Source organism: Nonomuraea sp. NPDC050540, from assembly GCF_044457485.1.
Taxonomy (GTDB): Bacteria; Actinomycetota; Actinomycetes; order Streptosporangiales; family Streptosporangiaceae; genus Nonomuraea.
Genome location: NZ_JBITHA010000009.1, coordinates 56,169 through 69,666 on the forward strand (window position 1 = coordinate 56,169; position 13,498 = coordinate 69,666).

Below are 13,498 nucleotides of genomic sequence, written 5' to 3' on the forward strand. Positions count from 1 at the left end.
TCGCCACCACCCGCACCTCCGGCGGGGAGCAGGCGACCACCAGCATGCGATGTGACCCGGCTCACTCTGGACCGGGCAACTTCGGCTGACTACATTGGACAATGTGTCCAATAAGACTGCGGACCTCGACCGGTTCCGCGAGTTGCAGCAGCTCGCCTATCGGGGCGCCGAGCATGTCGCCGCGCGGCTCGAACCCGGAGTGACCGAGCGCATGGCCGCCACCGCCCTGCGAAAGTGGCTGGAGCGGCACGGCGCGGACGACTGGTTCCACGTGCCGTTCGCGTGGTTCGGAGACCGGACGGCATTCCGGAAATTTCGTGTTCCGACCCAATTCCTGGCTACCTCGCGGAGGCTCGAAGAGGGCATGCCCTTCGTCCTGGACTGCGCGCCCGTCAGGGACGGGTTCGTCGCCGACATCGGGTACTCGGGGCGCTTGGGGGACAACGCCGGCTGGGACCGGCTGGATCGGGATCTGGCCGGGTTCCGGGGGAAGATCCTGGAGCTGGTACGGGCCCGCCGTACCTTTCGCGATATCTACGCGGAAGTCGACCGGCTCATCGCCGAACTAGGACATCGAAACCGGCACAAGGTTTATCCCGGGCGGGTGATCGGGCATCAGGTCGCCCGTATCCGCCTGGGCGGGCCGCGTTTCGTGGTTTTCCAGTCCTTCGGGGTCAGGACCCTGCGTACGATCGGGCGCGAACTCGTCAAGGAACGCCTCGAAGGCCGCTCACCGCTCTGGGCAGGCGGCAAGGCCAGTGAGCATCCGCCGACCCCAGGGCTGTGGGCCGTCGAGCCGCATCTGGGCACCGCCGGTGACACGGTCGGCGCCAAGTTCGAGGAACTGCTGGTCGTCACCGAAGACGACGCCTACTGGCTGGATGACGACCTTCCCCACGTCCGCCGCTGGGAGTCCCGATGACCGACACCTCGATCAAGCCGCGCCGGGTCAGGTTCTCGTGGGAGGAGACGCCGCTGCACTGGGTGCCCGGCGACCCCTTCACCACACACCTGATCAACGTGCTGCACATGCTGCTGCCCGCCGGTGAGCGCTGGTTCGTGCACGTGTTCAAGCAGGCTCTGCCGTACATCCAGGATCCGCGGCTGAAAGCCGAGGTCAAGGGGTTCATGGGGCAGGAGGGGACACACGCGGTCGCGCACCAGCGCGTGCTGGAGCACATGAAGGAGCAGGGGCTCGACCCCGGGCCGTACGTCGAGAACATCGAGTGGATCTTCGAGCGGATGCTCGGCGACGACACGATGCCGCCGATCGCGCGGACGTACTGGCTGAAGGAGCGGGTCGCGCTGATCGCGGCCATCGAGCACTACACCGCGGTGCTCGGGCAGTGGATCCTGGACGCCCGGCCCCTGGACGACGCCGGCGCCGACGCGGTCATGATGGACCTGCTGCGCTGGCACGGGGCCGAGGAGGTCGAGCACAGGAACGTGGCGTTCGACCTGTTCATGCACCTCGACGGCTCGTACGCGCGGCGCACGCGGACGATGATGGTCACCGGGCCGATGATCGTTCTGCTGCTGAAGCGGGGCGCCGGATTCCTCATGGCCAACGACCCGATCCTGCGCGGGCGGCTGCGGGCGAAATGGACGCATTACTTCTACCGCGCGCGCCAGGGGCGCGTGCCCACGTTGCGCAGCCTGGCGCTGGCCGTGCCGCGCTATCTGCGGCCGGGCTTCCACCCCAGCCAGGAGGGCGATCTCCGGCAGGCGCTCGACTACATCGCGATCTCTCCCGCGCACGCCGAGTTCGAGAGCTACAGGAGGGTCCAGTGACGAAGCCGGGGATCGTGATCATCGGCTCGGGGTTCGCCGGCATCGGGATGGCGATCAAGCTCAAGGAGGCCGGCTTCGACGACTTCGTCATCCTCGAAAAGGCCACCGACCTGGGCGGGACCTGGCGGGACAACGTCTACCCCGGCTGCGCGTGCGACGTGCCGTCGCACATGTACTCCTTCTCGTTCGAGCTGAATCCCGGCTGGTCGCGGATGTTCTCCCCGCAGGATGAGATCTGGGAGTACATGCGGGCGTGCGTCGACAAGTACCGCATCGGGTCGCATATCCGGTACGGCAAGCAGGTCGCCGGCCTGGAATACGACGACGAGGCCAGGGAATGGCAGATCACCACGGAGGACGGCGCGACGATGCGGGCCAACGCCGTCATCTCGGGCATCGGCGCCCTCCATATCCCGAAATTTCCTGAAATCCAGGGACGTGAGGCCTTCGCCGGGCCGTCCTTCCACTCCAGCGCCTGGGACCACTCCGCCGACCTGGCCGGCAAGCGCGTCGCGGTCATCGGCACAGGCGCCTCGGCCATCCAGTTCGTCCCCCAGATCGCCCCCCTGGCCAGGGAACTCCTCCTCTTCCAGCGCACCCCGCCCTGGATCCAGGCCAAGCCCGACTTCGCCATCCCCGGCGCCATGCGCAGAGCCCTCGGCCTGCCCGGCGCCGCCCGCCTGCTCCGCAACACCATCTACTGGGGCCTGGAGACCCGCGCCCTGGGCTTCGCCGTGGACCCGCGCCTGATGAGGATCCACGAGACCATGGCCCGCAGGCACCTCGCACGCCAGGTCCCCGACCCGGCGCTGCGCGCCAAGCTCACCCCCGACTACACCATCGGCTGCAAGCGCATCCTGCTGTCCAGCGACTACTATCCCGCCCTGACCAGGCCGAACGTCTCCCTGATCACCGACGGCATCACCGAGATCCGTGACCGCTCGATCGTCGATGCGACCGGCGCCGAGCACGAGGTCGACGTCATCGTCTACGGCACCGGCTTCAAGGTCACCGACTCGCTGCAGGAACAACGCATCGTCGGCAGGGGCGGCCGCAAGATCCAGGACGCCTGGCAGGACGGCATCGAGACCTACTACGGCATCACCACCGCCGGCTTCCCGAACCTGTTCTTCCTGCTGGGCCCCAACACCGGCCTCGGGCACAACTCGGTCGTCTTCATGATCGAGTCCCAGGTCCGCTATGTCATGAACTGCCTGCGCCTCCTCTCCAAGACCCAGGCCAGAGCCATCGACGTCAAACCCGGCCACCAGCGCGCCTTCCAGGACCGCCTGCACCGGCGCCTCGACCCCCTGGTCTGGAACTCCGGCGGCTGCGAGTCCTGGTACCTCGACGAGCACGGCGTCAACCGCACGGTCTGGCCCGGCTTCACCTTCGAGTACTGGGCCCGCACCCTCCGCGTCGACCCCACCGCCTACGACCTCATCTACTGACTCCAGGCATACGAACGCATCTCCGAAAACTGTCGGTGACGATCTTTACAGTCTTCCGCATGACGACTGGGGCATGGGAGGCGGTCCGCAAGGCCGTCGACGCCTATGACATGCACGCGGTGGCCCTGCTGGCCGCCGGTTTCGGCGACGACGAGCGCCGCGAGGTGGCCGCGGAGCTGACGGCGTACCTGCCGGTGGCCCGCAGGATCGGCGAGGAGGACGACGAGCGCCGCCTCGACCGCCACCACGAGAAGTGGGACGCGCTCCAGGCCCGCGCCGACGAGCTCGACACGCCGGTCCACAGCCTCCCCGAAGCCCAGCACCTCATGCGGCCCTGGATCTCCGAGCGCTGGATCGAGCCGATGCGGGTCGCCGGCGCCGCCACCCTGCCGGGCGCGGCCGCGGTGACCGCCTGGCTCAACCGCCGCGAGCTGCGCCGCCCGCTTGGCGGCTGGCGGGGAACGATCGACGACGTCCCGCAGTTGGTCGCGGTCCTGTCGGCCCGTCCCGCCGCCTGGCAGTCCGATCTCGCGGTACGGCTGGCGCTCCGGCTGCGCGGCGCCCGGCCGGAGGCGGACAACCAGGTGCGCCTCGTGCTGGAGATGCTGCGCCGTACCGGAGCGGAGCCGCCCGAGCACGACCCGCTGACGCTCGCATGGCTGGCCGCCGCCACCCCGTCGTCGTCCGCGACGCTGGCCAAGGACGCGCTGCTCGACGCGATGGTGCCGCGGTTGTTCGAGGCGGAGGGCGTGGGCAGGGCGCTGCGCGACTCGACGGACTGGCCGAAGGCGCTGCACAAGCTGACCGCGAGATCGTTGACCGGCGCGGCGCGGGTGTCCAGGAAGGCGCTGCTGTCGGGCTGCGTGCGCCGGTTCCTGCGCGGTGGGCAGGCGGCCGACCTGCGCTTCTTCGTACGGTTGCACGACCTGCTCGACCCCACCGACGGCGAGGTGGCCGAGCACGGGCGCGACTACCTGCGGTTGCTGCCCACCGCGCCGGGCAACGTGGCGGAGCCGGCGCTCAAGCGGGTGCGCAGGCTGGGCGAGCTGCCCGTCCACGAGGCGAGCGAGGCGGTGCTGGGGCTGCTGTTCCGGCAGGAGAGCAAACTGGTCGGCTCCGGGCTGAGCTGGCTGGAGCGGCTGCTGCGCGACCCCGCCCACGACCTCGACGACTACGCCTCCGCGCTGGCCACGGCGCTGGCCGGTGAGTCCGCCGTCGTACGTGAGCGCGCGGTGAAGCTGGCGGTCAAACACGCGGCCCGCTTCAGCCCGCTCGGCGCCGAGACGATCAGGCAGGTCGTCGAGCTCCTGCCCGCCGACCAGGGCGGCGCTCTCGCGACCGCGTTCGGCGGCGAGGCCGGCTCCCCCGACCAGGCTCCCGCACCGCTGCCGCCCCGGCCGCTGCCGCCCGCTCCGGAGCCGGGACCGTTCGCCGCCCCGCCGTCCACGCCCGGGGATCTGGCGGTGTTCCTGCCCACGGAGTTCGACTGGCCGAGCCAGGAGACGTGGCTCGACGCGTTCGTCCGGCTGGCCGCGGGCGACCGCGCCGCACTGGCCGCCGGGCTGGCGGGACTGGCCGCCCGCTGCAAGGACCTGGAGTACTGGACGTCGCCGTGGTGGGAAACCGCCGACTGGGCCGCCGCCATGGCCAGGGAGCTGACCGAGCCGGGCGCGGAACGCACCGCACCCTCCCGGGCCGGCCTGGCCGCGACCGCGGGGAGCCCGGTGGGCGAGCAGATCCTGTCCAACCTGGGCGGCGTTCCCACCCGCACGATCGCCGAGCGCGTCCCCGGCCCCACGGAGTGCGACGCCTCGAAGTACCTGCCGCTGGCCCGCTACGCGGAGGTCTACCAAGCTCTGCTCGACGAACGGCTTCCGCCGTACCTGCTGGCCACCCCGAGCCGCGAGGACGGCGGGCTGGACGCGGCGGTGCTGGTGGAGCGCCTGGCGACATACCCGGACGGCGTGCTCCCGCTCCCCACCGACCTGCGGCAGGCACTGCTGCGGCTGCGAAGGACGGCGAGCGAGGGGGTGGTGGCACGGGCCCGGCGACTGCCCGGCGAGGCAGGACGGATGGTGGCCGCGCGGCTGACCGCGCGGCCCGCGGAGCCGCAGGTGACGCTGCGGTGGACGATGCACGGCGACGACCCGCGCGTCGTCGCCGACATCATCCCGGCGCCGGAGGATCGCGACCTTTTCCGCGACCTGCTGACGGTGCGGACACATGGTGAGTCGTGCGGACGGATGCTGGCCGTGCTGGCCGGCTACCGGGAGGTGGCGGCGGCGCGTTCGGTGTACGGGCTGCTGTCCGCCTGGCCGATCGCCCGGCCGGACACGGACGACCTGCGCCGGCTGGCACGCGCCGACGGGCCGGCCGGGCCGGGCATCGCGTTGCTGCTGGCCTGGTCGCTGTTGCGCGGAGACGGTGGCGCGGTGGCCAAGAGGCCGTTCCTGTGGCTGGCGGCCTCGGGCGACCTGCCGGGCGAGGAGATCGGCAGGCAACTCGCCGCCCTGCTCCCCCACCTGAGACGCGACCTCCCCGACGCGCTACGCACCCTGCGGGAGCTGGCGGAGCTCGGGGCCCATCAAGAGGTATGGCAGGTGATGACCGGCCTGCTCCCCGTCTACCTCCAAGCCGAACGCGCCACGACCACCCACACCCGCCTGGTCTCCTTCGCCGCCGACGCGGCCGCCTGGGCGGGAGCACGCGGCGAACTCCCCGCCATAGCCGACCTGGCCACCAGAACCCGCACCAGCGACCTGGTCCGCCAGGCCCGCCGCCTCCACACCTACCTGACCACCCCAGCCCCCAACCCCTAAAGGAACCCCACCCACCCCCACAACCCCAGGCCCCGCCCCCGGGCTCGCCCTGCGCCCCACCCCGGACCCCGGACCCCGCCCTGCCCCCGACCCCGGACCAAGGACCCCGCCCTGCGACCCGGCCTTGGGGCGTGCCCAGGGCCGCGGCCCTGCACCCCGGCCCGGAACCCGGTGCGGGAGACAGCGCCGCCTCGTGGGAGGCGGCGCTCGGAGCACTGTCTGTGGGGCGCGCTTTGGGGACAACAGCGAGCCCTGGGATGTGGCGGTCCCGGGACGCGGCACCCGGTACCTGGGCGCGTCCAAGGAGCGCGAGGCCTTGGCGTGCCGTGGGCGAGGTGTGTCCTGGGGGTGCGGCGTGCTCGGGACACGCGGCGGTGCCGTGCCGGGCGGGCGTATGGGTGTGGGGGGCCGGGGTGTGGGGGGCCGGGGTGTGGGGGGCCGGGGTGTGGGGGGCCGGGGTGTGGGGGGCCGGGGTGTGGGGGGCCGGGGTGTGGGGGGCCGGGGTCAGGGTTGGCGGGCTTTGGTGGCGGCGGTGCGGAAGGCGGGGAGGGCCTGGGCCAGGGCTCGTTGGTCGCGGGCGCGCCAGCTCACCCCCGCGAACACCGCGAGACGGCCGCGGAGGCGGGCGCGGACGCGGCGGGCCAGTACGGCCAGGTCACGGCAGTGGTCGGGCAGGTGGTCCCGTGGTGGCTGGGCGGCGGCGGTCGTGTCGTGGGCGGGGTCGCCGCCGGAGGACGGCGCGCCGCCCAGGGGGAGGGCGTAGCGGGTCAGGTCGGGTAGGTCGGTGCGGGGAGCGGAAAGCGTCAGCAGCGTGTCGAAGCGGCCCGCGGCGGCGTCCCTGGTGGTCAGGGGCGGGCGGTCGGGGGCGAACAGCGCGCGGAGCGTGGCGGGAACGCTGGCGTGCTCCATGGGGGTGGTGCTCATCGTGCCCTTGGGGATCAGAGGGGAGACGATCACGGCGGGGACCCGGGCGCCGGAGGAGGAGAAGTCGAAGGCGGCGCTCTTCTTGTGTGCCAGCAGGCGCAGCAGGCGGGCCAGCAGGCCGGGGGAAGAACCCGGGTCGGGCAGGCCGGTCAGCGGCGGGGCGTGGTCGTAGAGGCCGCCGTGCTCGTCGTAGGTGATGACGAGCACGGTCTGGCCGAACGCCTCCGGGTTGGACTTCAGCGCCTCGTACACGGCCGCGACCAGCGACTCGGCGCGGGCGAAGTCGGTCGAGGCGCCGACCTGGTCCTTGATCTGGTTGTTGCCGGGATGCTGGCTGTTGGACGGGCGGTCGTTCAGGCGGACCGGGGGGCGATGGTTGGGTTCGATGAAGGAGTACGCGGGCAGCTCTCCGGCCGCCGCGTGGGCGGTGAACTCCGAGATGTCGAACCAGCGGGCGATCCGGTCGGCGCCGTTCCACAGGTTGGAGAACGCCCACACCTGCGGCACGTCGTCGTGATAGACGTGCCAGCCGTGTCCCGCCGCCTCAAGCGTCTCGAAGATGGTCGGGTCGGTGTAGAAGCGCGGCTGGATGTTGGTCATCCCGTCGGAGGTGGCGGCGTGCAGGTAGTTGCGGTTGGGCCAGGTCTCCCCCGGCACCGAGCAGTGCCACCGCGTGCACACCGCGAACTCCAGCGCCAGCGTCGCCAGCACCGGCACCCCGGCGGGGTCCTGGCAGCGCATCACCTCGGGCCCGACCCCGAAGATCGGCTCCTTCTTCGCGAACTTCGGATACAGCCACCCGATCAGCGGCCCCAGCAGCCCGCCGAACCGCGGCTCCGCCAGCCCGCGCGCCTTGCGTTCGTGCGCGCTGACCCAGCCGCCGCCGAGTTGCTCCATCGCCGCGTCGTGCGAATGGTCGAAGTCCATCGTGGCGAGCGGCCCCGCGTCCGCTGAGGCCGCCACGGGCGGGCCGCCGTCCCAGCCGGGGCTGGTGTACGGCCCGCCGCCCCGCAACCCGTCGTACCCGGGGTCGGGATGGACGAGGTAGCCGAGCATGTGGTCGAACGACCGGTTCTCCAGCATCAACACCACGACGTGCCGCACCTGAGCCTGAGCCTGAGACCCAGGCTCGGGCCCCGGCCCAGGCGTGTCACTCTCGGATTCGCTCATCGCGACGGATGCACCACCAGCGCGCTGCCGCCGCCGCGCCGCGCGGGCTCGGCGACCGCCTGTACCCGTCCCCGGCCGAGGAACTCCAGTCCGGTCGCCGCCCCGATCTCCGGGTTCGGCGCGAACACGTGCCCACGCGATTCAAGGGCGGCCCCGTGCTGGGCGAGGAAGGCGGGCTCGGCCTGGGTGGCGGCGGTGTTGCGCTGGGTGGCGCGGGGCGCGGCCAGCGCGTCGGGCAGGTTCATGCCCAGGTCGTAGCGGTTGACGAGGATCTGCAGCACGGTCGTGATGATCGTGGATCCGCCGGGCGAGCCGACGGCCAGCACCGGCTTGCCGTGCTTGAACACCAGCGTGGGCGCCATCGAGGAGCGGGGGCGCTTGCCGGGGGCGGGCAGGTTCGGGTCGCCGGGCGCGGGGCCGAAGGTGAAGTCGGTCAGCTCGTTGTTGAGCAGGACGCCGCGGCCGGGCACGACGATGCCGTTGCCGCCGGTGGACTCGATCGTGAGGTTGTAGGCCACCACGTTGCCCCACCTGTCGGCGACCGTGAGGTGGGTGGTCTCCGGGCCCTCGTCGGCGATGTCGGGGGCGGTGCCGGTGGGCCGCTCGCAGTCGGAGTAGGAGCCGTCGGGCGAGCCGGGGGCCGCCGGGTGGGCCATGGCGCGTTCGCCGACCAGGCACGAACGTTCCTTGGCGAAGCCGTCGGACAGGAGTTCGCGCAGGGGGACGCCGGGGATGTCGCCGACGTACTTGCCCCGGTCGGCGAAGGCCAGCCGGGAGGCATCCAGGTACTCGTGCAGGCCGACGCGGGGCAGCGCCTCCAGGATGTTGAGCGCCTCGCCGACCGTGGAGCCGCCGGAGGACGGGGGGGCCATGCCGTACACCTGAAGGCCCTTGTACTCGACGTGGGTCGGTTCGCGCATCAGCGCGCGGTAGGCGCGCAGGTCGGACACCTCCATGAGGCCGGGCCGCACGTTGCGCGTGGTGCCGGGGGTGAGCGGCGGCTTCTTGACGGTGGCCACGATCTCCTGGCCGAGGCGGCCGTCGTAGAGCCAGTCGGTGCCGCGTCTGCCCAGTTCGCGGTAGGTGTCGGCGAGTTCGGGGTTGCGGAAGACCGTGCCCACGGGCGGCGGCGCGCCGTTCGGGAGGTAGAGCTTGGCGGTGGAGGCGATGTCCTTGAAGCGGGCGGCGTTCGCGGCGGTCTGGTCGTGGAAGGTCTGGTCCACGACGAAGCCCTTGGAGGCCACGTCGATGGCGGGTTTGAGCGCCTGTCTCAGGCTGATGGTGCCGAAGCGGCGCAGCGCCGTCTCCCACTGGGCGACCGTGCCCGGCACGCCGGCCGACAGGCCGCTGGTGACGCCCTCGTCGAAGGGGATGCCTTCGAGCGAGGTCGAGGTCATGGCGCGCGGCGCGGTCTCGCGGCCGTCGATCGTGTAGACCTTACGGCGGGAGGCGTCGTAGTAGACCATGAAGCCGCCTCCGGCCAGCCCGGAGGAGTACGGCTCGGTGACGCCCAGGACCGCGCCCGCGGCGACGGCCGCGTCCATGGCGTTGCCGCCCTTCTTCAGCACGGCCACCGCGGCCTTGCTGGCGTCGAGGTCGACGGTGGACACGGCGCCGCCGTACCCCTCGGCGACCGGGACCTTCTGCTGGGGCTCAGCCATGGCGGGCGGCGCGGTGGTGAGCGTGACGAGGACTGCTGCTGCGGGAACGATCACTCGGCGCATGGTGTCCACGATGGACCAGGTACGCCTCCGGTGGTAGGGCCCCCTGCCACATCCAGATGATGCGCTGGTCAGAGAGCTGAAATAGCGTAGGACCGTGAAGTCCCGACTCGACCCTTATCTGGCGCTCGTTCTGGCCGTCGCCCAGGTGGTGATCGGCCAGGGCGCCGAGTGGGGGCAGCGCTTCGATCGGGCGGCGCTCGACTGGTACGCCTACTCCCTGCTCCTGATCGGTCCGGCGCTGATCCTGGTGCGCCGCCGCTACCCCGTCGCCACGACCGTGATCACGCTGCTCGTGACCGCCGCGTACCTGGCCGGCGGCTATCCCTACGGGCCGATCTTCTTCACGCCCGGCGTGATGCTGTTCTGGCTGGTGATCGACGGCCGGCGGCTGGTCGCCTGGCTGCTGGCGGCGGGCATGTTCGGCTTCTTCGAGGCCTACGCCTGGGTGATCGGCAATCGCAGCCTCTTCCACGCCGTGTGGATCTCCACGGCGATGATGCTGCTCATGGTCGTGGCCGAGCTGGTCAGGATCCTGCGCGAACGGCGGGCCGAACGGGCCAGGGCGGAAGAGGAGGAGGCCAGGCGGCAGGCCAGCGAGGAGCGCCTGACCATGGCGCAGGAGTTGCACGACGTGCTCGCGCACAACATCTCGCTCATCCACGTGCAGGCCTCGACCGCGCTGCATCTCATCGACGACCAGCCCGACCAGGCCAGGACGGCGCTGGCCACGATCAAGACCGCCTCCAAGGAGGTGCTCGGCGAGATGCGCTCGGTCCTGAACGTGCTGCGCGAGGGCGCCCCGCGCTCCCCCACCTCGGGCCTGGACCATCTGGACAACCTCATCGAGCGCTCCGGCCTCGACGTCACGCTGAAGCGCGTGGGATCACGGCCCCTTCCCGCGCAGGTCGAGCGGGCGGCGTACCGGATCGTGCAGGAGTCGCTCACCAACGTCACGCGCCACGCCCCCGGCGCGAAGGTCACGGTCAGGCTGGAGTACGGCACGGCCGAGCTGACCGTCCGCGTCACCGACACGGGCGCCGTCTCGCCCGCCCCGCTGTCGGAGGACGGCAGCGGCAACGGCATCCCGGGCATGCGCGAGCGGGCCGCCGCCCTGGGCGGTTCGCTGGTCGCCGGCCCGGTCGGCAACGGCTTCCAGGTCGAGGCCAGGCTGCCCCTACCTGAGGAGAACGCATGATCAAGCTGCTGCTCGCCGACGACCAGGCGCTGGTGCGCGCGGGGTTCAAGGCGTTGCTGGACGCCCAGCCCGACATGAGCGTGGTGGCCGAGGCCGCCGACGGCGCGGAGGCGGTACGGCTGGCCGCCCAGCACACTCCCGACGTGGTGCTGATGGACATCCGGATGCCCGGCACCGACGGCTTGACCGCCACCCGCCAGATGCCGCCGGGTCCGAAGATCATCATCTTGACCACGTTCGAGCTGGACGAGTACGTCTTCGAGGCGCTGCGCGGCGGCGCCAGCGGCTTCCTGGTGAAGGACACGGAACCGGCCGAGCTGATCCAGGCGGTCCGGGTGGTGGCCGACGGCGAGGCGCTGCTGTCGCCGAGCGTGACCAGGCGGCTGATCGCCGAGTACGCCACGCGGGCCAAGGCGCCGGTCTCGACCGAGGGCCTGGACCAGCTCACCGACCGGGAACGCGAGGTGCTGGCGCTGGTGGGCACCGGGATGACCAACGACGAGATCGCGAGCAAGCTGTTCATGTCACCGGCCACGGCGAAGACGCACGTGAGCCGGGCGATGATGAAGCTGCACGCCAGGGACCGCGCGCAGCTCGTGGTGATCGCCTACGAGTCGGGGCTGGTCAAGCCGGGCTGGCTCTGAGGACAACGGTCAGGTCAGCGCCTCGATCAGCCGCAGGACGTCGGCGGTGCGGCCGGGGCCGCCCAGGATGATCACCTTGAGCGTGGCGCGCTCCTCGTTGTAGACCATCTCGACCCGCAGCCCGGTGGCGGTCGCCATGACGGCGGTGTTCAGCCGGTCCAGGTCGTGCCGGCCGACCGCGTCCACTTGGACGATCGTGGAGACCTCGACGTAGCGGTCCTGGCTGGGGCGGGAGGCGAGGGGCGCGCCGGTGAAGGACTCCAGGTCCACCCTGGAGATCCGGTACTGCTTGCCCACCTTCACGGCCTTCAGCCGGCCGTCGCGGACGTAACCGCGCACGGTCTTGACGTGCAGATCCAGCAGGTCGGCGACCTGGCTCACGGTGAAATCCACTCCCTATCACTCCCCTCAAGGCGGGAGTATAGGGATACGGCCAGCGATGTACAGGGGAGCGCGACCGGCGTCTGATTCGCCTGCCCGGTTTTCGGTCGACTCTGGAGGTACGACACCGAAGGAGGAGAGCGACATGTATGGACACTTTTTTCCGATCTTCCCGGCTTTCTGGGGACTGTTCTGGGTGGCCGTGGTCGGGCTGGTCATCTGGGCCAAGCGCACCGGCCGGTGGGGGCCGCGCCGTACGGTGGCGGCCAGTCCCACGGCGTCGGCCGAGCAGATCCTCGCCGAGCGGTACGCCCGCGGCGAGTTGAGCGACGACGAGTACATGGAGCGCATGTCGGTGCTCCGTTCCTAAGCGCTCCACAGAGTGAAAGAAGTGTCACTGGCCGCATTTGACAGGCGCGGGTTACGCTGCGTCCATGCGGCCCGACACCCCGGCCCCCTCACCCTGAGCATGGGGCCGGGCGCACTGTTCGTCAGTGGCCTCGCCGCCGGACTGGTGGCGGGGACCGCTTCCTGTACGGCACTGCAGGGCGGCCTGCTCGTCGGCCTCACCGGCGGCGGATGCCGCGAGGACTGCGGCCACGGCAGGACCCGGCCCTGGCTGGTGGCCCAGTTCCTGACCGGACGGCTGGCGGCGTACGTGCTGGCCGGGACGCTGCTCGGCTGGCTCGGCTCCGCCGTTCAACTGCCACCGCAGGCACGCGCGGGACTGCTCGTCGCGGCCGGGGTCGTCGTGATCGCCTTCGCCGTCCGGCTGATCCGGCGGCGCGCGGCCTGCGCGCAGCACCGCACCCCGCGCCGGGCCGCCGCGCCGGTCATGGGCGCCGCGACGATCCTGCTGCCGTGCGGCGTCACGCTCGGCACCGAGATGGTGGCCGTCTCCACCGGCTCGGCGCTGTCGGGGGCGGCGGTGATGGCCGGGTTCGTCGTGGGCACCTCACCGGCGTTCGCCCTGCTCGGCTACATCCTGCGACGACTGTCCCGGACCCGCCTGGCCGCCTTCGCCGGGGCCGCCGCGATCGCCGTCGGCCTCTGGACGATCGGCTCCGGCATCAGCCTCGGCGGCTGGCTGCCCGCCTCCCCCGCACCCGCCCTGGCCCTGACCGCACGCGGCGAACAGAAAGTGGACATCTGGGCCATGCGCGACGGCTACCGTCCCGCGATGGTCGAGGCCCGCGCGGGCGTACCCGTGGAGGTCACCTTCCACCTGGCCGACCAAGGATGCACCCGCACGGTGACGCTCGCCGGCCGCGACCACACCCTCCCCGCCACGGTACGGCTCCCGCCCCAGCTCCCCAGCACCCTGCGATACGTCTGCTCCATGGGCATGTACACCGGTTTCATTCGCTTCTCCTAGAGCACCAGCTCCGCGATTACATTC

The 13,498-nt window shown here is 71.5% G+C and carries 11 protein-coding genes; 8 read left to right on the forward strand and 3 right to left on the reverse strand.

Annotated features, from left to right (window positions below; genetic code table 11):
• Window positions 1-103 precede the first annotated feature (103 nt).
• The 4 genes from ACIBI5_RS29325 to ACIBI5_RS29340 are packed head-to-tail and all read left to right on the forward strand — an operon-like array spanning window position 104 to window position 6,061.
• Complete coding sequence (locus tag ACIBI5_RS29325) at window positions 104-922, forward strand: M24 family metallopeptidase (RefSeq protein ID WP_397251968.1); 819 nt, start codon at window positions 104-106, stop codon at window positions 920-922.
• Window positions 919-1,791 carry a metal-dependent hydrolase gene (locus tag ACIBI5_RS29330; RefSeq protein ID WP_397251969.1) on the forward strand — a complete coding sequence of 291 codons (873 nt, stop codon included), beginning with the start codon at window positions 919-921 and terminating at the stop codon, window positions 1,789-1,791. Before ACIBI5_RS29325 ends, ACIBI5_RS29330 begins: the two co-directional genes overlap by 4 nt.
• Entirely contained in the window at window positions 1,788-3,242 is a 1,455-nt protein-coding gene (locus ACIBI5_RS29335) for a flavin-containing monooxygenase (RefSeq protein ID WP_397251970.1), read from the forward strand. The genes ACIBI5_RS29330 and ACIBI5_RS29335 overlap by 4 nt, the downstream gene beginning before the upstream one ends.
• A 59-nt stretch (window positions 3,243-3,301) precedes the next feature.
• Window positions 3,302-6,061, forward strand: coding sequence for a hypothetical protein (locus ACIBI5_RS29340; protein WP_397251971.1), 2,760 nt, complete (start codon window positions 3,302-3,304; stop codon window positions 6,059-6,061).
• A 504-nt stretch (window positions 6,062-6,565) separates the two neighbouring features.
• Here ACIBI5_RS29340 and ACIBI5_RS29345 read toward each other — a convergent pair.
• Together ACIBI5_RS29345 and ggt are read right to left on the reverse strand one after the other, a co-directional pair.
• Window positions 6,566-8,089, reverse strand: a complete 1,524-nt coding sequence (locus tag ACIBI5_RS29345) for an alkaline phosphatase family protein (protein ID WP_397251972.1) — start codon at window positions 8,087-8,089, stop codon at window positions 6,566-6,568.
• 62 nt (window positions 8,090-8,151) lie between these two features.
• A complete protein-coding gene (ggt, locus tag ACIBI5_RS29350) occupies window positions 8,152-9,879 on the reverse strand; it encodes a gamma-glutamyltransferase (protein WP_397251973.1) in 1,728 nt (575 codons plus the stop codon).
• Window positions 9,880-9,973: 94 nt separating this feature from the next.
• Here ggt and ACIBI5_RS29355 point away from each other — a divergent pair, with 94 nt between their 5' ends.
• Window positions 9,974-11,074, forward strand: a complete 1,101-nt coding sequence (locus ACIBI5_RS29355; protein ID WP_397251974.1) for a sensor histidine kinase — start codon at window positions 9,974-9,976, stop codon at window positions 11,072-11,074.
• A complete protein-coding gene (locus ACIBI5_RS29360) occupies window positions 11,071-11,718 on the forward strand; it encodes a response regulator (protein WP_379621894.1) in 648 nt (215 codons plus the stop codon). Before ACIBI5_RS29355 ends, ACIBI5_RS29360 begins: the two co-directional genes overlap by 4 nt.
• A gap of 9 nt (window positions 11,719-11,727) precedes the next feature.
• On the opposite strand, the gene ACIBI5_RS29365 is transcribed toward ACIBI5_RS29360, so the two are convergent.
• On the reverse strand, window positions 11,728-12,111 hold the full coding sequence (locus tag ACIBI5_RS29365; RefSeq protein WP_397251975.1) for a helix-turn-helix domain-containing protein: 384 nt from the start codon (window positions 12,109-12,111) through the stop codon (window positions 11,728-11,730).
• Between the two features lie 133 nt (window positions 12,112-12,244).
• Here ACIBI5_RS29365 and ACIBI5_RS29370 point away from each other — a divergent pair, with 133 nt between their 5' ends.
• Window positions 12,245-12,469 (forward strand): SHOCT domain-containing protein, encoded by a 225-nt coding sequence (locus ACIBI5_RS29370; protein ID WP_397251976.1) that lies wholly within the window; start codon window positions 12,245-12,247, stop codon window positions 12,467-12,469.
• Window positions 12,470-12,568: 99 nt separating this feature from the next.
• Window positions 12,569-13,474: a sulfite exporter TauE/SafE family protein gene (locus ACIBI5_RS29375; RefSeq protein WP_397251977.1), complete on the forward strand. Its 906-nt coding sequence runs from the start codon at window positions 12,569-12,571 to the stop codon at window positions 13,472-13,474.
• The last annotated feature ends 24 nt before the right edge of the window (window positions 13,475-13,498 follow it).

Bases quoted from the DNA above. Each gene is read 5' to 3' on its own strand.
- ACIBI5_RS29340 (WP_397251971.1), top strand. From the start codon at position 3,302: ATGACGACTGGGGCATGGGAGGCGGTCCGCAAGGCCGTCGACGCCTAT.
- ACIBI5_RS29330 (WP_397251969.1), top strand. From the start codon at position 919: ATGACCGACACCTCGATCAAGCCGCGCCGGGTCAGGTTCTCGTGGGAG.
- ACIBI5_RS29360 (WP_379621894.1), top strand. From the start codon at position 11,071: ATGATCAAGCTGCTGCTCGCCGACGACCAGGCGCTGGTGCGCGCGGGG.
- ACIBI5_RS29375 (WP_397251977.1), top strand. From the start codon at position 12,569: ATGGGGCCGGGCGCACTGTTCGTCAGTGGCCTCGCCGCCGGACTGGTG.
- ACIBI5_RS29370 (WP_397251976.1), top strand. From the start codon at position 12,245: ATGTATGGACACTTTTTTCCGATCTTCCCGGCTTTCTGGGGACTGTTC.
- ggt (WP_397251973.1), bottom strand. From the start codon at position 9,879: ATGCGCCGAGTGATCGTTCCCGCAGCAGCAGTCCTCGTCACGCTCACC.